The sequence below is a fragment of the Pseudoalteromonas sp. BMB genome (genome assembly GCF_001709235.1).
In the GTDB taxonomy this organism is placed as follows: domain Bacteria; phylum Pseudomonadota; class Gammaproteobacteria; order Enterobacterales; family Alteromonadaceae; genus Pseudoalteromonas; species Pseudoalteromonas maricaloris.
This window is the reverse complement of the sequence record NZ_MBQA01000160.1, coordinates 1-22,168: the sequence shown is the minus strand read 5'-3', so window position 1 is coordinate 22,168 and position 22,168 is coordinate 1. Positions and strand designations below refer to the sequence as shown.

The 22,168-nt window shown below is 43.4% G+C and carries 21 protein-coding genes; 14 read left to right on the top strand and 7 right to left on the bottom strand.

What is annotated here, in order from left to right:
- The first annotated feature begins 14 nt into the window (after window positions 1–14).
- From BB427_RS10920 to BB427_RS10905, 4 genes are all read left to right on the top strand, one after another.
- Window positions 15–1,547, top strand: coding sequence for a sensor domain-containing diguanylate cyclase (locus BB427_RS10920; protein ID WP_069020709.1), 1,533 nt, complete (start codon window positions 15–17; stop codon window positions 1,545–1,547).
- A gap of 76 nt (window positions 1,548–1,623) precedes the next feature.
- Window positions 1,624–2,190: an elongation factor P hydroxylase gene (locus BB427_RS10915; RefSeq protein WP_045990526.1), complete on the top strand. Its 567-nt coding sequence runs from the start codon at window positions 1,624–1,626 to the stop codon at window positions 2,188–2,190.
- Entirely contained in the window at window positions 2,180–3,301 is a 1,122-nt protein-coding gene (locus BB427_RS10910) for an ATP-NAD kinase family protein (RefSeq protein ID WP_069020708.1), read from the top strand. Before BB427_RS10915 ends, BB427_RS10910 begins: the two co-directional genes overlap by 11 nt.
- Before the next feature lie 13 nt (window positions 3,302–3,314).
- Window positions 3,315–3,590 carry a YfcL family protein gene (locus BB427_RS10905; RefSeq protein WP_010377735.1) on the top strand — a complete coding sequence of 92 codons (276 nt, stop codon included), beginning with the start codon at window positions 3,315–3,317 and terminating at the stop codon, window positions 3,588–3,590.
- Here BB427_RS10905 and BB427_RS24895 read toward each other — a convergent pair.
- The 3 genes from BB427_RS24895 to BB427_RS10890 all read right to left on the bottom strand — a co-directional run bounded on the left by BB427_RS24895 (window position 3,559) and on the right by BB427_RS10890 (window position 6,136).
- Window positions 3,559–3,771: a hypothetical protein gene (locus BB427_RS24895; RefSeq protein ID WP_069020707.1), complete on the bottom strand. Its 213-nt coding sequence runs from the start codon at window positions 3,769–3,771 to the stop codon at window positions 3,559–3,561. The genes BB427_RS10905 and BB427_RS24895 overlap by 32 nt on opposite strands.
- A gap of 153 nt (window positions 3,772–3,924) precedes the next feature.
- Window positions 3,925–5,157, bottom strand: coding sequence for an NRAMP family divalent metal transporter (locus BB427_RS10895; protein ID WP_069020706.1), 1,233 nt, complete (start codon window positions 5,155–5,157; stop codon window positions 3,925–3,927).
- Between the two features lie 124 nt (window positions 5,158–5,281).
- On the bottom strand, window positions 5,282–6,136 hold the full coding sequence (locus BB427_RS10890) for an HDOD domain-containing protein (RefSeq protein ID WP_045990399.1): 855 nt from the start codon (window positions 6,134–6,136) through the stop codon (window positions 5,282–5,284).
- 186 nt (window positions 6,137–6,322) lie between these two features.
- Between BB427_RS10890 and BB427_RS10885 the strand changes: the two genes are divergently transcribed.
- Window positions 6,323–7,879, top strand: coding sequence for an AbgT family transporter (locus tag BB427_RS10885; protein WP_017216614.1), 1,557 nt, complete (start codon window positions 6,323–6,325; stop codon window positions 7,877–7,879).
- A gap of 129 nt (window positions 7,880–8,008) precedes the next feature.
- On the opposite strand, the gene BB427_RS10880 is transcribed toward BB427_RS10885, so the two are convergent.
- Both BB427_RS10880 and BB427_RS10875 read right to left on the bottom strand, forming a co-directional pair.
- On the bottom strand, window positions 8,009–8,719 hold the full coding sequence (locus BB427_RS10880; protein WP_069020705.1) for a DUF4336 domain-containing protein: 711 nt from the start codon (window positions 8,717–8,719) through the stop codon (window positions 8,009–8,011).
- Window positions 8,720–8,839: 120 nt separating this feature from the next.
- Entirely contained in the window at window positions 8,840–9,451 is a 612-nt protein-coding gene (locus BB427_RS10875; protein ID WP_010377743.1) for a TetR/AcrR family transcriptional regulator, read from the bottom strand.
- Window positions 9,452–9,648: 197 nt separating this feature from the next.
- Here BB427_RS10875 and BB427_RS10870 point away from each other — a divergent pair, with 197 nt between their 5' ends.
- Window positions 9,649–10,683, top strand: a complete 1,035-nt coding sequence (locus BB427_RS10870) for an MBL fold metallo-hydrolase (RefSeq protein ID WP_069020723.1) — start codon at window positions 9,649–9,651, stop codon at window positions 10,681–10,683.
- Between the two features lie 68 nt (window positions 10,684–10,751).
- On the opposite strand, the gene BB427_RS10865 is transcribed toward BB427_RS10870, so the two are convergent.
- Window positions 10,752–11,381 carry a LysE family translocator gene (locus BB427_RS10865; RefSeq protein WP_069020704.1) on the bottom strand — a complete coding sequence of 210 codons (630 nt, stop codon included), beginning with the start codon at window positions 11,379–11,381 and terminating at the stop codon, window positions 10,752–10,754.
- Window positions 11,382–11,497: 116 nt separating this feature from the next.
- Between BB427_RS10865 and BB427_RS10860 the strand changes: the two genes are divergently transcribed.
- On the top strand, window positions 11,498–12,415 hold the full coding sequence (locus BB427_RS10860; protein WP_069020703.1) for a LysR family transcriptional regulator: 918 nt from the start codon (window positions 11,498–11,500) through the stop codon (window positions 12,413–12,415).
- Window positions 12,416–12,448: 33 nt separating this feature from the next.
- Here the strand turns inward: BB427_RS10860 and BB427_RS10855 are convergent, their stop codons facing one another.
- Window positions 12,449–13,066 carry a hypothetical protein gene (locus BB427_RS10855; RefSeq protein WP_069020702.1) on the bottom strand — a complete coding sequence of 206 codons (618 nt, stop codon included), beginning with the start codon at window positions 13,064–13,066 and terminating at the stop codon, window positions 12,449–12,451.
- A gap of 152 nt (window positions 13,067–13,218) precedes the next feature.
- Here BB427_RS10855 and BB427_RS10850 point away from each other — a divergent pair, with 152 nt between their 5' ends.
- The 7 genes from BB427_RS10850 (at window position 13,219) to BB427_RS10820 (ending at window position 21,992) form a co-directional block, all read left to right on the top strand.
- A complete protein-coding gene (locus BB427_RS10850; protein ID WP_239652612.1) occupies window positions 13,219–13,602 on the top strand; it encodes a hypothetical protein in 384 nt (127 codons plus the stop codon).
- Window positions 13,603–13,726: 124 nt separating this feature from the next.
- Entirely contained in the window at window positions 13,727–14,200 is a 474-nt protein-coding gene (locus tag BB427_RS10845) for a DUF411 domain-containing protein (RefSeq protein WP_069020701.1), read from the top strand.
- The gene (locus BB427_RS10840) at window positions 14,200–15,522 is read left to right on the top strand and encodes a TolC family protein (RefSeq protein ID WP_045988171.1); all 1,323 of its coding nucleotides are present in this window, start codon (window positions 14,200–14,202) and stop codon (window positions 15,520–15,522) included. Before BB427_RS10845 ends, BB427_RS10840 begins: the two co-directional genes overlap by 1 nt.
- Window positions 15,515–17,242, top strand: a complete 1,728-nt coding sequence (locus tag BB427_RS10835) for an efflux RND transporter periplasmic adaptor subunit (RefSeq protein ID WP_069020700.1) — start codon at window positions 15,515–15,517, stop codon at window positions 17,240–17,242. Before BB427_RS10840 ends, BB427_RS10835 begins: the two co-directional genes overlap by 8 nt.
- Before the next feature lie 12 nt (window positions 17,243–17,254).
- Window positions 17,255–20,368 carry an efflux RND transporter permease subunit gene (locus BB427_RS10830; protein ID WP_069020699.1) on the top strand — a complete coding sequence of 1,038 codons (3,114 nt, stop codon included), beginning with the start codon at window positions 17,255–17,257 and terminating at the stop codon, window positions 20,366–20,368.
- A gap of 199 nt (window positions 20,369–20,567) precedes the next feature.
- Window positions 20,568–21,230 carry a hypothetical protein gene (locus tag BB427_RS10825; RefSeq protein WP_045988174.1) on the top strand — a complete coding sequence of 221 codons (663 nt, stop codon included), beginning with the start codon at window positions 20,568–20,570 and terminating at the stop codon, window positions 21,228–21,230.
- A gap of 153 nt (window positions 21,231–21,383) precedes the next feature.
- Entirely contained in the window at window positions 21,384–21,992 is a 609-nt protein-coding gene (locus BB427_RS10820) for a GNAT family N-acetyltransferase (RefSeq protein WP_069020698.1), read from the top strand.
- The last annotated feature ends 176 nt before the right edge of the window (window positions 21,993–22,168 follow it).

Sequence of the window (22,168 nt, the reverse complement as noted above, 5' to 3'; positions counted from 1 at the left end):
GGACAGCAGAGTATATGAATAAACGTATCTTTTTGCAGATCAGCGGGTTAGTTATTTTTACTATTTTGGTGAGTGGTGGTCTATTTTATTGGTCCACTTTGTTAAACCACTCCATTTCTTCATTTCATCAGTCATGGCAATCAGAAACGGAAGTTGCAATTAAACGTGCTGAACTGCTAGCTGAGCTGGAGCGTAGCTTTGGTTATAACGGCTTTATTCATCACTTCAAAAATTATGTACTACGCCAAGACGAGGTTTATTACGAACAGGCTTTAGCTGATGTTGAAGCGACCAAAGCGACAATCCTAAAATTGCAAAGTACGGCGCTAAGCAGCCAAGAGACAAAGGCATTAGCCGTTATTCAACACACCTTTGATGAATATACACAAATGCTTGCGCTTGCTAAGTCAAAATTCACATCGAGAAGGCTGAGCTCTGAGGCTGTGGATCGTTTAGTGAAAGTAGATGACACGGACGCAGAAGCTGCATTTAATTATTTGCGTAAGTCGATTGGAAAGAAATTTGAGTTTGCAAAGCAAAACCAATCGGTAAAGCTTGCTCAAACCCAAGAGTTGAGTAGCACCGGTGTATTGTTGCTACTACCAATAGTCTTGTTGTTTGCTTGCTTAAACATTTTTACGCTCATTTTTGTGGTTAAACTTATCAACGAAAAGCGAAAGTTATTCAACTCTACTCCTGATGCTATTTTATATTGCGATAAAGACGGTAGGCTTACAGAGGTCAATAAGGCCTGTACAGATTTATTTGGGTATCAGCCTCAAGAGCTATTAGGTATGCAGGTTGAAGACCTCATTCCAGAGCGGTATACCGGTAAACATGTAGTGGACAGAGAGAAGTTCCAAGGCACTTCTACCATGCGTAGGGTGACGCATGATGGTCTAAAAATTGTAGGGCGGCACCAATCAGGTGTAGAGATCCCTGTGGATATCGCGTTATCCACGGTGTCCGTCTCTAAAAATGATGTTTTTATTGCTGTGATCCGAGATTTACGTCAAGAACAAGAATTGAAGAACCGGGCTGAACTGGATTTCTTAACCCAGGTTATGAATCGTAGAAAGATTGAAGCGCTGCTGAAAGAAGAAGTACAGCGGGCCATACGTTATCATCGAGCGCTATCGCTACTGGTAATCGACGTTGATCATTTTAAACAGCTTAATGACACCGCAGGACATCAAGATGGTGATAATGCATTGAAGGAAGTTGGGCAGTTTCTAAGAGAGCAAGCACGTCCAAGCGACCATATTGGACGATGGGGCGGTGATGAATTTGTAATTATCTGCCCCGAGACTAGACCGGATGCTGCGCTTAATTTTGCACAACGACTGGTACATGAATTTACTCGTTTCACCAGTTTTGGACTGACATTCAGCATTGGCGTGGCAGGATATGAGCTTATTGGTGAAAGCTTTAATCACAAACGATGTTTTGAAGAAGCTGACTTAGCCCTATATGAGTCGAAAAAGTCAGGTCGAGATCGTGCTTCGCTTTATATCGCGCCACGCAGCTCTTTGGACAAAAAGGCATAGTCTAAAACGAGATCTTTTACTTTAGCCGCTAAAAACCTTACAATTTGCGCCCAGTTTAGACTTGTGGCGGATGTTGATGCATAAAATAGAAGACCTCATTGCTGTTTTTAATGGGTTATTCCTGCACACGCTCAACACTGAGCTGGTAGTGGGCGACGACGAACCTATCTATTTACCTGCAAATGAATCATACCCTCATCATCGCATTATTTTTGCTCATGGCTTTTATGCTAGTGCTTTGCATGAAGTTGCGCACTGGCTTGTTGCGGGTGAAGCGCGTCGTCAACTCGAAGATTACGGCTACTGGTATTGTCCTGATGGACGAGATAAAGCGCAGCAGCTCGAATTTGAAAAAGTGGAAGTGAAACCACAAGCGATTGAGTGGGCGTTAAGCGTCGCAGCTGGTTTTTCATTTAATGTTTCCGTTGATAACCTCAACGGTGAACAAACTTGCCGTTTCAGTTTTCAACAACGGGTGCATCAGCAAGTGCTTGCTTTATTAGAAAGCGGATTTAATACCAGAACGACTCAACTACTCAACGCATTAAGCAATTTTTATAATACACCTTGGCCTTTACGCCAGCAGCAATTTAACTGGGATATCCCGACAGAGCTAAGCATGGAGTTTGACGATGCAATTTAAGCTTGGACTTATCATTAATCCTTTGGCTGGGCTTGGTGGGAGCGTTGCACTGAAAGGTAGCGATGGCGCAGAAACAGCTCAACAAGCATTGGCGTTAGGTGCAGAGCCTCGCGCTAATCAGCGAGCAAAAACGGCTTTAACACAATTGCTTCCACATCAACAAAACATCGAAATATTTACCGTTAACGGTGAGATGGGGGAGCGTACGGCAAAAGAGCTAGGTTTTAATACCCAAGTGATTTATCAAACTCAAAGCATGGTAACTCGTCCTGAAGATACCGAGACCGCAGCGCAAATGATGCAACAGCTCGGTGTCGATTTGATTTTGTTTGCTGGTGGCGATGGCACTGCTCGCAACATTTGCCACGCGGTGGGTGATTCATGTCCTGTACTTGGGATCCCAGCTGGGTGCAAAATTCATAGCGGCGTATACGCGATAACGCCAAAAGCAGCTGGTAGAGTTGTTGAACTTTTGGTTACCGGAGAGCTTGTCTCCATTGGCGAAGCCGATGTGATGGACATTGATGAAGCTGCATTTCGTGAAGGGACTGTGCGTGCTAAACGATTTGGTGAAATGCAAGTGCCGACCGAGCTGAGATATGTGCAAGCGGTGAAAAACGGTGGCAAAGAAAGCGATGAATTAGTGTTAGCAGATATCGCCGCCTATGTGGTTGCCGAAATGGAAGAAGACGAAACCTATATCATGGGATCTGGTTCTACCGTTGCAGCAGTGATGGAAGAGATGGGACTTGATAATACACTTCTTGGTGTTGATGTTGTAAGGGACCAAGCGCTGATCGCGCAAGACCAAACCGCGCAGCAATTGTTGTCGCTTGCTGATGACAAAACAAAGCTAGTGATCACATTAATTGGTGGGCAAGGACACATTTTTGGCCGCGGTAATCAGCAGCTAAGCCCTAACCTCATCAAAAAAATCGGTAAAGATAATATTATCCTTATCGCTACAAAATCGAAATTAAAGGCCTTAAATGGTCGTCCTTTAATTGCTGATACCGGTGACGAACAACTTGATGAGTCCTTAGCTGGATTTATTAAAGTGATCACTGGATTCAATGACCATGTAATGTACGCCATAGGCCATCAAGAATAATTTAGGAATAAATATGTCTTTAGTAGAATATGTAGAGAAAGCGCAGCAGTTTTTTGATGAGCTTGTTGATAGAGCGAGCGATGATGAACTATTTGCTGGCGGCTATTTACGCGGTCACTTTGACTTAGCGGTAGGCTATGCACAAGTAGAGGAAGCAGATCTTTCGATTGATGAGTTAAATGCCAAAGTTGAGAGCAGCTTAGTAAAAGCATATCGAAATGGAGAGCTAAATGACGATGACAAAGCGCACGTAGTTTCTATTTGGGAGCAGGTGCAAAATCTAAAATAAATGCACCTCGCTTGAGTGTAGCAGATGCTAGGGCCTGTTGACCTTTGCTGTTTGATTTTTGTTCGCCTGAGTGTGCTTTGATCGCGACGCTCGACTTGCCGCCTAGTAATCTAGGCAAAAGTTGGGCAACAATGAACAGAGCGCACTCAGGTGAACCCAAAGGGCAGCGCTTGATTGGCATTTCTACTGTGTTATCGCCAGACTTACATAGAGCAACTATGCTACGCAGGCTCTGCCTTGTATAAACACCAATCAAGCTGCTGCAAAAACAAACTTGAAAGATAAACAGGCCCTAGAAGTCTAATTTGCATCTGCTACTCAGCCTCTTTTGGCTTTACATCAAAAATCGCCAATAGATGAATAACAGTGCAAAGCCCACTAAATAAATCAGCCCCAGTCCGGTTAGAACCTTGGTATAAATTGGTTGACGGCGATAGATTTCACCTTTCACTAATCCTAAATTCATCCAAGCAAAGATAGGAGTAGTGACAAACGCTGAGCTCATGGCAAACATTAGCATGCTCTTTAAGTCGGCTTTAAAAAACAGCACTACGGCCATACCAAGCGCTGCTTGTAGCAATAGAATGAGTGTGTAACTCTTTTTCGTTGTGTTCGGTCGTAACAACTGAAGCGATTCACTAAGCACTCGGGAGTAGCCATCTAACACCGTGATGGTTGTTCCAAACATACATAAAAATGCGACGCCAGCAATTAGCCATCTGGCCCATTCGCCAATCGTATTGGCATACATATCAATGAGCTGCTGTGAGAACGCAACACCAGCGAGTTCCACAGGCTTATCTTGACCATATTGCATTAGCATACCGAGTAAACAGAAAACGACCGCCAGACCCAGCGTAACAAAATATCCCACCTTGAAATCCAGTAGGATCTGGCTACTTGTTAGCGGTTGTTTAGCCATCTTCGTCTTTAGCCAAGAGGAATTAATGGCTGAAATCTCGATTGGAGCGGGCATCCAACCCATCAACGCAACTAAAAAGCCCAGTAGCGCGATGTCGTAAGGGGATATTGGATCAATGGGGGCCGGATGGGCAGGCCCATTATGAGCCGCAATGGCAAGTGCCATAACTGTGGAAATGGTCAAAATTATCATTACCCATTTGCTAGTCACATCAAGTATTTTGTAATGCCCAACCAATAAGATTGCTAAGCAGCTAGCCAAAAGTATAAAGCTTAACAATTCAATATTTATTGGAAATGGCAGCGAGTAGCTCAAGAGACTTGCGGTAAGTAATAGCACACCTGCAGTATTTACAATGGCTGCGAAAATATTGAGTAGCACAAAAACCTTAAATCCGAAGCGGTAATGTGCGTGATAACCTTCGACGACACTATGCTTAGAGTGGCTTGTGTACTCTACTGCATATTTAAAAAAGGGATATTTGAGTAAATTAACAGCAACAATTAACCAGATCAATTGACTACCAAATAGTGCCCCAGCCTGCGTTGACGAAACGAGATGTGAACCACCGATAGCAGCAGTTGCCATTAATATTCCAGGCCCAAAGATGGCAAATTTGCCTTTAAGAGATAGCAGCGCCGGCAATGTAAATTCCTTAAGTCTTTGTTATTTTAATTTTGCTGCCAGTCTACGAAGTTTTAAGAATTGCCGCAACAATGACGTTGAGTCGCATTTCACAGGTGGTGTTGAGTGTGGGATAACTAGTCGGTTACTCATCCTGTTCTAAAAAGTATTCATCTAGGTCTTCTTTGATGTCCTGATAATCGTCTTCATCTAAGTTTAAAACCTTCAAGACATCTGCTTTCATTAAATGCCAATCAGGCGCGGCAACAAAACGTTTATTGATATGTACAAAATTTTCCGCCATTTTTAGAGCGGCGAAAGCTAATTTCTGCTCTTCGTCTTTACAGCTTCCCAAAAATTCAGGGTCATGATGACATAAAATCATCTGACAAATACTTTGCGGTAAATTCCAAGAAGCTGCGAGGAAGTAGCCGATAATAGCATGATTTGTCTCGTACTTTTCTTCCTCGTGCTCGACTAACAGCTTGTCGTAATCTTTGTTCGCGGCAATGAGCGTTTCCATATAATCGGGGTAATTTACCGCCATAGCGGCAATTCCTGCGTCGTGAAATAAGCCTAGTAAGTGCAAGTTTTCGATAGGAACACGCGATTTCAGTTTGTTACCAATCACCATGATGCTATCTGCGATGTCTGACGCGTTATCCCAAAAACGCTCCAAACTGATACAACATTTACGTTGGTCAAAGGTTTGTTTGAGCAAAAAGCCAGTCACAAGCTTACTGATAGAGTTTAAGCCAAGAAAGACGACAGCCTGCTTTACATCCGTTACCGTTCTTGCCAAGCCGTATAGGGGCGAGTTGATGATTTTTAACACTGCAGCTGCGGTGCTGACATCATGAGCGATGATCGTGGCGACATCGTTTAACTCTGGATCCGGCGAAGCAAGGGCGGCTTGCAATTCGCTTATCAGCGCGGGCTTCGGTGGTAAATTAAAACCATGTTTGACGTCAGCTAACACTTTGTCGTCTAGATCTATCATCTAAAAATCCTTAATTTCAGACATATAAAAAGCATAGCGTAAATTCTTTATTGAACACTGACTTGAGACAAAAAAATACCAAGTCGACTACTAATTCGGCAAAGTGTCTCGTCAATAGGCACGTTTTCTTGCTTAACATGTAAATATTAAGTTATGGTTAAGCAATTTTTTTCTTAGGGCAATGGTATGCACGAAACACAACAAGCGAACTCGCAAAACTCTGCGATCACCCGGTTTTTAAACGGGATAGAGCGGGTGGGGAATAAACTTCCTGATCCTGCAATCATTTTCTTATCAGCAATGTTGCTGATTTGGCTGCTATCTTGGTTATTTTCAGGCGTAGAATTTAGCGCTATTGATCCAAGAACCAATCAGGCGATTGTCGTTCACAATTTATTAGACCCAAATGCGCTTGCCGGATTTATGGCAACGATGGTAAAAACCTTCACGGGATTTGCACCATTAGGCGTGGTGCTAGTTGCTATGCTAGGTGTGGGTGTTGCCGAACATTCTGGCTATATTAATACTGGCCTTAAAATCATGCTTAAACGCACGCCTCAAGCACTACTAACTCCTTCTATTATTCTTATTGCAATTGTAAGCCACACGGCGACAGATGCTGGATACGTGTTAGTTATTCCGCTTGCCGGTGTTATTTTCTATGCGATGGGAAGACATCCTCTTGCGGGTATTGCTGCGGCATTTGCTGGCGTAAGCGGCGGATTTAGCGCGAACTTTATTCCTTCAGGTATCGATCCGTTGCTACAAAGCTTTACCCAAAGTGCAGCGCAGATCATCGATCCAGAAATCGCGATTAACCCACTAAACAACTGGTTTTTCACCTCAGCATCGAGCTTATTCATTATTTTATTAGGTTGGTATATCACTGATAAAATCATAGAGCCAAGGCTAAAAGCGACAGAAATTGACGGCGATACAGAGAGCTTGCCTTCGTTTGATGAGATCACAAGCAAAGAAAAAAAGGGCTTTGTGGTGGCGTCTATGGTGATGTTAGCAGGTATTGCATTATTGGTTTATGCATCAAGCGGTGAAGATTCAGCACTACGCAGCCCGTCGGGCGCTTTAACTGATTTTAGTGCGCCGTTAATGCAATCAATTGTACCACTTATCTTCCTACTGTTTTGGATCCCTGGTGCGGTTTACGGTTTCGTTGTCGGTACGTTTAAAACCTCAAAAGACATGATTGATGCCATGACTAAAGCCATGAATAGCATGTCTTACTATATTGTTATGGCGTTTTTCTGTGCACTTTTCATCAGTGCCTTCAGCCATTCAAATTTGGGTGCTCTGCTTGCCATTGAAGGGGCTCAAGTATTAAAAGCATTGGCGCTGCCAAGCTATGTTACTGTAGTTGGTATTATCTTCTTGACCGCATTTGTAAACTTATTTGTAGGGTCAAGCTCTGCGAAGTGGGCGTTGCTGGGGCCAATTTTTGTTCCGATGTTAATGCAATTGGGTATTTCACCTGATTTAACACAAGCGGCTTATCGTGTTGGTGATTCTGGCTCAAATATAATCACTCCGCTTATGCCTTACTTCCCGCTGGTTGTGGTTTATTGCCAGAAATATGTTAAGTCGACAGGAATAGGTACATTGATAGCGATGATGTTGCCTTACTCAATTGCCTTTTTGATTGGTTGGAGCATCTTCTTATTGATCTACTGGATGCTTGGTATTCCGCTAGGTCTACAAGCAAGCTATGCATATCCAGCTGGAATGTAATTTGAGGAATGTAACTTCAGGGGATCCTTAAAGCAATGAACTCCTGATCTAAATCTTAGATTAAGTAACAAAAAGCGCTGTTCATTGACATGACAGCGCTTTTTATATTCTGTTATTTTGCACTGCATCTTACGCGGCTTTATTGATACCCAGCCAAGAAAATGAGCGGTTTAAAAATGCTCCAGCGCCTGTTTCAATGCATTCACCATGGGCAATAACGATATATTGAGGTTGCCAAGCAGCCATCTTTGAAAAACAGGCTCGGGCCTGCTGCTTCCCAAACACAAATGAAGTTCGCCAGTCTATGGGCGTTTTACCGTTAGGGCTAATAATCCCAGTGATTTTCGCTAATACTTTTTTAAAACCGGAGAAGTGGTTAGGGTGAAAGTTCTCGATAAGATCTGTCAAAATTAATGTACAGCTCTCTTTGTGGAAGAATACGACTTCTTCCATCACCGCGCTGCCTTTAAAAATGAGTTGCTCAATATCTCCTTGCCACTCGGGTTCTGCCATGTTGCCCAGTTGGCGCTGAAAAGTAAGATCAGGCCGTTTTTTGTCGACACCTGGAGAAGCAAACATTATCGCATGTGGGAACTTTTCCTGCCAATCTCCCATAAATAGGTGATGAAGTTTATTTGGAGAAATTAGGTAGGCCACTTGCCCAAGTTGCGTCAATTCACTCAGTAATCCTTCCGTTAATTTTCCAGGAGAGTGCACCCATAATGCGCCAGAGGAAAGCTTTACTATGGTGCTTCTGGTAGTGTATGGCATGCCAAAGAATGGTACAGCTGGGCCGTTGTGGATCCAAATGTTTTTACCAATTGCAATTAATTCGCTCATCTGATTTCCTTACTCTTGTTAGCATGGATGACTATATCAGGGAACTTTTTTGTTTGAAATATAGCCTTATGCAAGCTGGTATGAAATTTATTTAAATCCTTGTATTAGCATACCCTATCATTAATCTTGGGCGCGTTGTTCAGTCCCATATCTCGCCATAAAAAGCGCAACGCTTTGCTCTACAATAAAGTCCGTTTCCTCCGTATTTGTGAGATCAAATCCATAAAGCCGTGGGTAAAAGATAAAAGACTTGAGTTGATATAAGAACTGTTGTGCTGCGAATGCCTGATGTTCGATATACAGTGCATTGTTAGCGACAGCATCGGCTAAAAACGTTTCTAAATAACGCATACAACCTACTTTACTGTTATTGAAATGCGCAGCCAATGTAGAGTCTTGCAACAACTCGATAAATGCCACGCGAGCCACTTTGATAAATGATTCAGAGGTGAGCAGATTGACTTCTCGTAAAGCGATTTCTTGAAGTTGTTTTGCAATCGAGACATCGGGTCGATATTGATAAATATCACCTTGGTCAACTTGAAGCATCATGTGTTCAAGTACGTTATACAGTAGTAGCTCTTTAGTCTCAAAGTGATTATAAATCGTTCGTTTAGACACTTCAGCGTGCTTTGCGATGAGATCCATACTGGTATTTTGAGCACCGTGCTGAGCAAATAACTGTTGGGCAGCCTCTAGAATTTGCAGTCGCTTTCTTTCTGATTGTTTCATTTTATCTATTACAGGCAAGGGAATATCAACAAATGGATACTCCGCATTTTAGCAAAACTAAAATAAATTACACTGCTTAGTTTACTTTCTATTCTTGATGTGTAAACTACACTGTGTAGTTTACTTTTGGTGGTTATATGAAAAAGCGAACATGGTTTGGCTTGATTGTGGTCTTACTGATAGGAGTGGGAGGAGTTATGGCTTCTAATTTAAATGCTGCGGTAAATCAAAGTGGGTATTCATCAACTCAATATGGTGATGGTAAATTTCATAATACTCATGAAACGAATAAAACGAGCCTAGGTAAGACGCTGGAAATTTTCTGGCGCTTTTTTACCGAGCAAAAAGTCAATGCGGTGCCGAAGGTTGATATGCCAGTAAAAGTGCTCACCGAGGCGAATTTAAAGGCACTTTCTGATACGCACACTCACGTTATCAAACTGGGTCATTCATCAGTACTTATTAAAGCGCAAGGGCAATATCTTCTGATTGACCCCGTTTTTGCTGAACGAGCATCACCATTTTCATTTATTGGTCCAAAGCGTTTTCATCAACCACCTATTACTATTGAATCATTGCCTCAAATTGATAAGGTGTTGATTTCACATAACCATTACGACCACCTAGACAAGGAAAGCGTAAAGCGATTAGCAGACAGAGTGGGGGCATTTTATGTACCTTTGGGCGTAGAAGGTGATTTGCAAAAGTGGGGAGTTCCCGCCGAGAAAATAAAGCAGTTTGACTGGTGGCAGTTTGAAGAAACCGCTGAGTTAACACTCACCTTTACACCTACTCAGCATTTTTCTGGACGTGGACTTGGAGATGCAAATAAAACCCTTTGGGGAGCGTGGGCTATTCGCACAGCAGACAAAAATATCTTTTTTAGTGGAGACTCTGGTTATTTTGCTGGATTTAAGGAAATAGGTGAACGGCTTGGCCCGTTTGACCTAACCTTAGTAGAGACTGGCGCCTATGATAAAGATTGGTCTGATATTCACATGACGCCAGAGCAAAGCGTACAAGCTCATATAGATCTGCGAGGAACGCATATGATCCCCATTCATAATGGTACTTTTGACTTGGCTTTTCACTCTTGGTTTGATCCGCTCGCAAGAGTGAAAATCGCGGCAGAGCAAAATCAAGTGGCACTGGTAACACCTGTTGTAGGTGAAGTGTTGACGCTATCAGAAACGCTATCAAGTAGCAGCTGGTGGGAAGCGTTGATGCCCTAATATCCATATCTTAGTGATTGAATGAGGGCTAACGCATGATGCGGAAACCCTTATTTGGCTTACATGTGTTAAGCAATCAACAGCCTTAATGAGAAGGCCATAAGCAAAACAGCAAGTGCTTTTTCAACTAGGTTCATCTTGTTCAAGAACCAAGCGCGGGAAGATGGGGCTGAGAATAATAAGCTGACACAGATAAACCATAAAGCGTTAACACTGCACATCCAAGCGCCGTAAAAAAGTTGAATATGTAACGGAGTTCCTTGGCTGACGACATTGGTCACTACGGCTAAGAAAAACAGGGTTGCTTTTGGGTTGGTTGCATTAGTTAAAAAACCAAGACTAAAGGCTTTTTTGAGCGACTGTGAGCTTACATCAGCCTGGGCATTTTCTGCATCCAGTTGAATTGTTCCCGCACTTTTGAGCAGTTGAATAGCAATGTAGATAAGGTACGCAGCGCCGATTAATTTAGCTACTTGTAAAACCCAAGGTGAGGCCTGCATCAGTGCGCCGACACCAAGTAAGGTATATAAGATATGAACACTAAGCCCAGCGCCAATTCCCAAGGCTGTCATTGCGCCATGTAGTCTGCCGTATTTTAAGCTTTGTCTGACTGTAATAACAAAGTCAGGGCCTGGCAAGATGACTGCAACAAAATGAATGATGGCTAATGATACAAACTCTGGCCAATACTGCACCATAATAAGCTCCCAATATAATATTGAATAATTGAGAACATTGTATTTTCATTCTCCTAGGAAGATAATAATCTAAAAATAGAAATAACTTTTGCGTAGAGCGCACAAATGGGAGAGCTATGACGACCAGTAAACATATTGAACTACTGCAAGAAATGTCGATTTTTGTTTCGGTAGTGAATACTGGAAGCTTCTCCAAAAGTGCTCGGCAATTAGGTATCTCGCCGTCGTCAGTGAGTCGTGCCATAAAACTACTTGAACAGCAATTGGGGGTGTGTTTACTTCAACGCACCACACGTAGCTTAAGATTGAGCGAAACAGGAAGGGCTGTATATGAGCACTGTACTCAATTGGAACAAGCCGCCAAAGACGTCATCTCGCTTTGTGAAAGCTATCATCAAACGGCACAAGGAACAGTAAAAATCGCAGCGCCAAAAGCGGTCGCACATTCGCTAATTCACCCAAATGTGATGGCGTTTCTAGGCGAATTTCCAAATATTGACGTTCATTTGGTGCTAGATGACAACGCGTTGGATTTGATCCGTGATGAAATAGACATTCTATTTAAAATTACCAACGAGCCTCCACAAGGCTTAATCGGTAGAAGCGTAATGATAATAGAACATATAGTGGCGGCATCACCAAAATATCTTGCGACCCACTCAATTCCTACTCACCCTAAAGAACTAGTACAACACAGCTGTATTGCCTTGGGGGAAACGGATGCTGATGCTAAGTGGCGATTCAGAAAAGGCACACAAAAACTCACAACTCCAGTTAACGGGCGCTATAAAGCAAATCATACTCGAGTGAGGTTAGATGCTGCGCTGCAAGGGCTTGGGATCACAAGCTTACCTATGTTTGTAGCTAAAGATGCGTTGGCGTCAGGGGAGTTGATACAGGTATTACCTGAATGGCAATTTGAGACTCACTATTCAGGCGAGCTGTGGATGCTATATCCAGCAACTCGCCATATTCCTGCAAAGGTGAGTATTTTTGCTGATTTTATTGTAAAGCGACTTACCAGGGGTTGTTGAGTTTTACTGTATATTAAAACCCGCTCGTAATAATTACAGTGAAAAGCGATAACTTAATGTTGCGCTCGCTTGATATTGACTCATTACCTCATTGTCGAAGTGCCAGCTACAGGTATTTTGGGTTTCTGGGTCGACATCGCAAGTGACTTTAGAGTTGTTGTTGAGGATAGTTGCAATCCATCGTGCTTCAGCACCGAGATGAAAACCTGCGCCAAGGTTGTATTCAAAACCCGTGTATAACCCTGATGCAAAGAAAGTATCAGAGTCGATAAAATTAGGGTCAACAAAGGTCGCACCAAGCTGTAAGCCTAGATAAACATCTAAGTTGTCTGTGAGAGGGCGTACCACCGCACTTTGAAATAATAGATATTCCATTTCCACTTTATTTAGCGGATAAGCGGTAAGTTGGGTCTCAGTTTTTCCGTAGTAGAAGCCATAACGGCCTTCAGGTACATATTTATCGATACTTAATCCAAAGTGCGAATCGTCTTCTAATTCATACTTTTGATGGCGCGAAGTTTTGATATCACTGCTGTAAGTTTTGCCACCATATATTGAGACACCAAAGTCTCCATAGTCTCCATAGTCTGCGGCATTGACGTTGCTCGAAACAACTAACGCCAAAATAGTAGCTACTGAAGCAAATTTCATAACGTTCATATCCTTGAGTCGGAATAATTTTTTAGAATTGGGCTTTAGTATATCAATGATGAAAGAAAATAATAACGAGGTTGGTCTATTTACTTGCATTTCTTTGGTTAGATTTTTATTATTACTTTGCTTATTTGATTTGGAAAAGTGCCTTGCAAGTATTCTTACGTTTACTTATCACAATGTTCGTGGTGGCTACACTAAGTGGTCAAAACGCGGCTGCCTCTATGGCAGCATGTGAAATGCATGGCGCTACCAGTCATGAAACAAGTCATCAAATGCTTCAAAGTAACGTGCAAACGGCAGAGCCTCATCACCATGAAATGATGGTTGAGATGGATTGTTGTGACCCTCAGAACACAGCACAATGCAGCGATTGTACTTGCCCCACACATATGTGCTCCACAAATCTTGCAGCGTTTTCGCCAAGAGAGTGGGTAGCGCCTATTGTACTGAAAAACGATAAATTAAGTTTCACAAGTGGTCAGCTTAGCGACTATCCTCGCTCTCTTTATAAACCCCCAATACTTGCCTAACCTCAGGGCGGATCTGCCTTAATTTCAAAGTTTTGTACGATTAATCGTCTTTTTTGGCGTAATTTTCAACGAATTGATTGATACCTATTGCACTAACGTAATTGGTATTGCATGCGAGGTTAGCATGAAAAAGTTTTATTTAGTGATGATGCTATGGCTAATGAGTGCCGTGGCATACGGTAAATCCAATATAGAATTGGAAGTCTTTAAATCCCCAACCTGCGGCTGTTGTGAGCTGTGGTTAAACCATTTAACTGCGCAAGGTATCGCGCACAAAGCCACCGATTTAAATTATCTTGGCTCACTTAAGAGTAAGTTTGGTATTAAGCAAAATTATCAATCTTGTCACACCGGGGTTTCTAAAAATGGTTTTATTTTTGAAGGGCATGTTCCTGCTAAGTTTATTAAACAGTTTTTGCAAAACGAAACGTTAACTCAAGACACACAAAATATCGGCTTGAGTGTGCCGGCTATGCCACTTGGATCGCCTGGTATGGAAGTTGGCGAGCGTTTTATGCCTTATCAAGTATTGCTACTTAAAAAAGATGGAAGCTATGAGATTTTTGCTGAAATCGACAGCTATGAGGAGCAATTCTAATGACAATTAAAGTTTCCCTGTTTATCGCAACACTGATACTGCCACAGATAGCACAGGCCAATATTGCAACGTTAGAGCAAGCGATAGATGCTGCTATCAGTAACGATCCTTGGCTTAAATCTAGTCAATACAAGCGTTCTGCGATGCAATCTATGAGCCGCGAAGCGCTAAGCTATCCTGATCCTCAGGTGTCCATCGGTATGATGAATCTGCCTGTTGATAGTTGGGAGTTTAATCAAGAGGGGATGACTCAGCTTAAAGTTGGCGTGATGCAGATGTTACCACGAGGAGATAGCCTCGAAATTAAGAGCCAGCAATTGGCACTTGACGCTAAAAAGCAACCGATTTTACAAGCGGATAGAAAAGCGCAAGTGCGCCGCGATGTTTCTCAGGTGTGGCTTGATATTGTGCAAGCCAAAAAGACGTTAGAACTGATTGAACGCGATAGTGTGCTGTTCGACCAAATGGTAGAAATAGCCAATGCTAGCTACTCCAATGCGCTGGGTGCAACACGTCAGCAAGATGTGATCCGTGCTCAGCTTGAGGTGATGCAATTAGACGACAAGCGTTCCGCGGCTTATCAGCAGCTTAACACCGCTAAGGCAAAGCTTTCGCAATGGCTATTAAATGATGCATTCACTAATTCAAATGCACTGAGTGTCCTTGAACAAAACGAAGTGACACTGCCGTTGATCCGCTCAATTGCGCCAAAGTTGATGCAGCAACGTCCAGTTGATAGCCAAGCTGTAGTACAACATTTGACTCATCATCCGTTGGTTGTTGCCGCCGACGTTGATACATACCGCGCCAATCAAGGGGTAAAGTTAGCTGAGCAGGCATATAAACCACAGTTTTCCGTCAATGCGAGTTACGCATATCGGGATGATGCGCCGGATCAGATGTCTCGCACTGACTTTTTCAGCGTTGGTGTGTCATTCGACGTTCCGTTATTCACAGATGGAAAACAAGACCAACAAAAAGCGGCAGCGACCGCACAAGTTGAGGCGAGTAAAACCGATCGGTTGCTGGTGCTAAAGCAGCTGTTTTCAAACTTAAATGGAGAAATTCAAACTATCCAACGATTGCAAGAAAGGCAATCGCTATACGCAAAATCAATTGTGGCACAAAGCGCTGAACAAGCCGAAGCTGCATTGACCGCTTATACCAATGACGATGGCGACTTTTCCGAGGTAGTGAGGGCGCGCATCGCGAAACTGAATGCGCAGTTATCAGCGCTTTCCATTGATATTGCATTGTTAAAAGCGGTGGTACGCAGTAACTATTATTTGGTTCAAATTGAAGAGGGTGTAAGCCATGAATAACAACTTAAAAATGACGCTGGTTGCCGTCACGACATTAACGGCAGGCGTGCTAGTTGGGATGAACCTCTCTTCAAGTAACGAATCTGCGATAGCGCAAAACGCTGAGAAAGCGCCACTTTATTGGGTCGCGCCTATGGATCCGAACTATCGTCGTGATAAGCCAGGTAAGTCTCCGATGGGAATGGACCTTGTACCTGTGTACGAAGATGAGTCTGCGAATGCAAAATTTGGTGAGGGGGTTGTGGAGATAGCGCCTCACGTTGAAAACAACTTGGGCGTTCGTACTGCGGTGGCCATGCGTCAAGCGATGTCTCACCAGATCCGTACTGTGGGGTATGTTCAGTATAACGAAGATAGCTTAGTTCACATTCACCCTCGAGTTGAGGGATGGGTTGAAAAGCTCTACGTGAAAGCAGCAGGAGATCCGGTGAAACAAGGCGAACCTCTGTACACCTTGTATTCGCCGCAACTGGTCAATGCGCAAGAAGAATATCTTATTGCTAGAAAGCGTAATAATCAGGCGCTGATAAACGCAGCGCACGAAAGGCTCAAGGCATTACACCTGAGTGATGACTTTATCAATACGCTTAAAAAAACGGGTGAAGTGCATCAAAGCATTACCTTTTATGCGCGTCAATCTGGGGTGTTGGATGGACTCCAGATCCGAGAAGGGTTTTACGTAAAGCCAGGCACAACGCTAATGAGTATCGCCAAACTAGACGAAATTTGGGTCGAAGCTGACGTATTTGAACGTGATGCTATGTTGGTCGCTCAGGGGCAAGCCGTTTCCATGAGGTTAGACTTTTTACCCGGCAGAACGTGGCGAGGGCAAGTCGATTACGTCTACCCCTCACTCAATGAAAAAACACGGACACTTAGAGTAAGGCTCAGGTTTGACAACAGTGATGCGCAGTTAAAGCCGAATATGTTTGCGCAAGTGAACATTCATGCTGACTCTCGTGATGACGTATTGCAAGTGCCGAGTGAATCTGTGATCCGCACCGCCAAACAAAATCGTGTTGTCGTTGAAGTCGCACCCGGTAGCTTTAAATCGGTTGCCGTTGAACTGGGTCAAATTGGTGATGAAAACATTGAAATCCTCAATGGCCTTAACGAAGGAGACAAGATAGTTACGTCAGCCCAATTCCTGATTGATTCTCAATCGAGCATTACTTCTGACTTTATGCGTATGGCGCCAGTTGCAGAGGCTAAGTCAGTTTGGATTAAAGGAGAAATTCAAAGCGTGAACTACCAAAGTCGAGTGGTGAATATCGATCATCAACCTGTACCCGAGTGGGAATGGCCTGAAATGGTGATGGATTTTTCAGTGGCTGACAGTGTCGATGTTGAAGAATTAAACGCTGGACAGACTTTGCATTTTGAAGCTACTAAACAAGATGATGGCAGCGTATTACTGACAGGTATTCACATTATGTCTGAAGGCAGTATGACCGAAAATACACTGCCTACAGCAACAGTGGGTGGCGTGATAAACGCCATCACCCCTGACACCCGAGTGCTTAATATTTCTCGCGACGCCATTGAGAAATGGGACCGTCCCGCAACAACGATGGACTTTGTTGCAGCTGAGCACATTGATTTAAGCCAGCTTATGACAGGAATGAAGGTGACTTTCACCTTTGAAGTGGGTGACGAATTTGTGGTGACTGATATCAAACCTGCAGGTGAGATGTCGATGAATATGCACTCAGGCCACTAAGGAGCGTTCGCAATGATCCAAGCAATAATTCGCTGGTCAGTATACAACCGCTTTTTTGTGGTACTGCTGACACTTATGCTGGTGGGGGCTGGGCTATTTACCCTTAAAAACACGCCTGTCGATGCCATTCCGGATTTGTCTGATGTACAAGTCATTGTCAAGACACCATATCCAGGACAGGCACCACAAGTGGTGCAAGATCAGGTGACATTTCCGCTGACCACGGCAATGCTCTCCGTCCCGGGCGCAAAAACCGTACGTGGTTATTCTTTCTTTGGGGATTCCTATGTTTACGTTATTTTTGACGATAAAACGGATCTTTACTGGGCGCGCAGTCGTGTGCTCGAGTATCTAAGTCAAGTCGCACCACAATTACCTGATGCGGCTAAACCGCAGTTGGGCCCTGATGCCACTGGGGTGGGTTGGGTGTATCTTTATGCATTAGTCGATAAAACCGGCAAACACGATATTAGCCAACTACGCAGCCTACAAGATTGGTTTTTAAAGTTTGAGTTGCAATCGGTTGCCGGTGTGTCAGAAGTCGCGCCGATTGGCGGTATGGTGAAACAGTATCAAGTACAGGTTGATCCCAATAAACTGCGCGCTTACGGTATTCCGCTTACGCATGTGCAGCAGGCGTTGCAACGCGGTAACCAAGAATCGGGCGCTTCTGTGATTGAGATGGCTGAAGCTGAATATATGGTGACAAGTACGGGATATATTCAAAGCGTTAAAGATATTGAGGCTATACCACTTGGGCAAGCTGTCAAAGGCACGCCATTAACGATAGCAGATGTTGCGTCTGTCAATATTGGACCGCAAATGCGTCGTGGCATTGCTGAGCTTAACGGCGAAGGAGAAGTTGTTGGCGGTGTTGTAGTCATGCGCTTTGGAGAAAACGCGCAAAAAACCATCGACGGCGTAAAGCAAAAACTTGCTGAGCTACAACAAGGCTTACCTGAAGGTGTGGAAGTGGTGACGGTTTACGATCGCTCCGAGCTTATCACCAAAGCCATTGATAATCTTTGGTCTAAACTGCTCGAAGAGCTGGTGGTGGTGGCCTTAGTGTGTGTGGTGTTCCTATTTCATATTCGCTCTTCCGTGGTTGCCGTGATCACTTTGCCACTTGGCATTCTGGTGGCTTTTATCGTGATGTATTTTCAAGGGGTGAACGCAAATATCATGTCCCTTGGTGGCATAGCCATTGCTATTGGGGCGATGACCGACGGTGCAATCGTGATGATTGAAAACATGCACAAACACATGGAAAGAACGCCACTCAATGATGAAAACCGCTGGGAAATCGTCGCTAAGTCGGCTTCTGAGGTTGGTCCTGCACTGTTCTTTAGTTTGTTGATTATTACCGTAAGCTTCTTACCTGTGTTTATTCTTGAGGCGCAGGAAGGGCGCATGTTTGCACCACTGGCATACACTAAAACGTATGCGATGGCCGCATCGGCAGGGCTTGCCATTACGCTTATTCCTGTGCTGATGGGGTACTTTATTCGCGGTAAAGTTGTGCCCGAGCATAAAAACCCAATCAATCGAATGTTGGTTGGCGCGTATACGCCCTTGTTGAAACAAGTATTACGCTTTCCCAAGCTGACGTTGTTAGCCGCTGCAGCTATTACAGTCGTTGGCTTTTATCCAATGGATAAAATCGGCAGTGAGTTTATTCCGCCTTTGGATGAAGGGGATTTGATGTATATGCCGACTACATATCCAAGTATTTCGATTGGTAAAGCCAGAGAAATCTTACAGCAAACCGACAAGTTGATAGCGACGGTGCCTGAGGTAAAAAATGTCTTTGGTAAAATCGGTCGCGCGGAAACTGCAACCGATCCTGCCCCGTTGACGATGATTGAGACCTTTATTCAATTAAAACCTAAAGATCAGTGGCGTGAGGGAATGACCACTGAAAAGCTCAAAGCAGAGCTCGATAAGCTAGTGCAGTTTCCGGGCTTAACCAACGCTTGGGTGATGCCCATCAAAACGCGTATTGATATGCTCGCGACGGGGATTAAAACGCCTGTTGGAATTAAAGTCGCAGGTCCAGATTTAGATACTATCCAAAAGATTGGTCAAGATCTTGAACGTATTCTGAGTCAGGTAGAGGGTACAGCTTCGGTCTATTCAGAGCGGGTAGCTGGGGGGCGCTATATTAAGGTCGATATTCAACGTGATAAAGCCGCGCGATTTGGGCTTAATATTGCTGATGTCCAGCAAGTGGTCGCAACTGCAATTGGTGGAATGGACGTCACGCAAACCATTGAAGGACAAGAGCGCTATCCGGTTAGTTTGCGCTACCCGCAAGACTTACGCGATTCTCCCGAAGCGCTGCGGAAGCTTCCTATAGTCACCGCCGAGGGATTAAATATTGCCCTAGGTGATGTGGCAACTATCTATATTGAAAACGGGCCACCGGGCATTAAAAGCGAGAACGCTCGCATCAATGGTTGGACTTTTATTGATTTAGACGGTGTCGATGTTGGCAGCTATGTGGCAGCCGCTAAACAAGTACTGAGCGAGCAGCTGGAGTTACCTGCAGGTTACTCCATCAGTTGGGCTGGTCAATACGAGTATATGGAGCGTGCTAAAGCTAAATTGACTTATGTGGTGCCGCTCACGCTTGGGATCATTATCGTTTTACTCTATTTGAACTTTAGAAGCTTTAGCGAAGTGGCAATCATCATGGCGACGTTACCTATGGCGATGATTGGTGGACTGTGGTTACTATACCTTGAAGGCTTTAACTTTTCGGTCGCGGTAGGCGTTGGTTTTATAGCGCTTGCAGGTGTTGCGGTTGAAATAGGCGTGATCATGCTCGTGTATCTCAACCAAGCCATTAGTGAGCTTAAAGATAAACCGCAAGCATTGACAGTTGAGGCCATTAACAATGCCATTTTAGAAGGCGCGGGCAAGCGTATTCGTCCAGTCATGATGACGGTGGCAACGATTATTATCGGGTTATTGCCAATCCTTTATGGTTCGGGCACAGGTTCAGAGGTGATGAGCCGCATCGCCGCGCCTATGGTGGGCGGCATGGCAAGCGCGCTATTACTTACCTTAGTGGTGTTACCCGTAGTATATATGTTGATGATCCGTTGGCGTGAGAAAGTTAATTAATCGATAGCGGAAAAAGTTTGCCCCAAGCGCAGTAATATTAAGCGCTTGAACGGCAAACTTTGGTTTGGCAAAACCCGATTACATCGAAAAAAGTGGTTAAAAGACTCTTTGGACCCTAACTAACCCGAGATCAGGTTAATAACGCTTCCTTGGCGCACTTATTGCTGTACTAGAACAGTCAATGTAACAAGGAGCGAGTATGTACATTCAAAATTCACCCTATTCACAAATGTATGGTTCGAACGATCTTTATAGTCGAAAGAATAATAATGTTGTGAGTGATCAAGACATTTCTAATTCGGCGGCAAAACACTCGGGAACACCTTCGTTTATGGAAGCCGCAAAGGCTGTACAAGAAAAAACGCCGAACAACACCCAATCGACTTACCTTACCAAACATTTTGAGCACGCTGAAAAGCTAGCCCATGAATCTTTGGTGAGTTCCAATCACAAAATAGGCAGCCGTGAATATAACATCGAGATGTATCGTGAAATGATGACGAACATTGTAGAGATGCCGATTGAAGTAGAAATTGCACCAGAAGAGATGAATCAAGCGCTGTTATTTAATCATCTGGGATTAGACTTTAAAGAGTATAAAACCGTGTCAGTGCGTTCAGAGTTGTTAACTATGCTTGAGCAAAAAGTTGAGCAAGACAGTACGCTAATTAGATCAGATAAAGCAAAATTAACTGCAATTATTACCGATACACAAGATAGGCTAGAAGCTGCGCAAGCCGCGTTACTTGAAGGTGAAGATATTACTCAGCGACTGCAAGATAGCAAAAAAGCTATTTATCATTCTTACGAGCAGCTTAAGCTTGGTAAGGTAAGTCAACGAGATTTGCTTTCGGTTTTATAGTTGACATGAATGTTAATTAAGGCTTGTTGATTGTGCAGTAAAGCGCTGCATAACGACTGAGTCCAGCAAAAAGTTGGAATAAATATTTGTATAAATCTTAACTTGTAACAATAATGGGTTAATTGTTACGTAAAGTAGATTTTGAGTGTTTATATGGATATTGCTGAATTAGATGAAAAGGCATTTGTTGACGTATTTAACCTGCCAGAAAAAATTACCATCAAGACTGCTAGCACCGCAGATATAGAGGAAATGGCGTTAGTGACCAAAATGAGTTGGCAAGCGGCTTTCAGTGGCTTTTTACCAGAGCAAGTGCTAGCAGGGGGAACCGTCGAATTTTTCGCAACAATTTGGTCTGAGATCATTAAGAATTCTGCAACCCAAACGGCTTTGCTCGTAACTGATGGTCGGAAAATATTAGGCTGCGGTGCGGCGGGTAATTACCGTCGAATGTATAATCCAGTTAGCCAAAAAGTATCGAGAATAAATGCGGGTGAACTATATCGCGGTTATATTTTGCCAAGCCATCAAAATCGTGGATTGGGTCAAGCGCTGTTGAAGGCGCGTTTATTAAAACTTTACGAGCAAGGCTGCCAAAGCGCGTATACCTGGATTTATGAGCAGAACAAACAAGCGAGACGCTTTTACGAAAAGCATGGTGCGGTAAATCTAGACCAAGCTCAAGGGGTAACAATGAATCGCTTTATGTTCGAAGAGGTGTGTTATGGCATAGAAGTAAACCGTGTTTTTGATTTTAGGTAATTGCATCTAGATTCAACAACTCAAAAGATACTGACTGTACAACATTGTAAACTTAGATGGGAATTAAATCCTTTATGTAAAAAATGTTTTTATTTTGTGTGTTTTTGATTTTTATTAATAAAATCAAATCATTGTATTATTTTCAAAACCCATAAAGTAAGGATAATTAAATATTA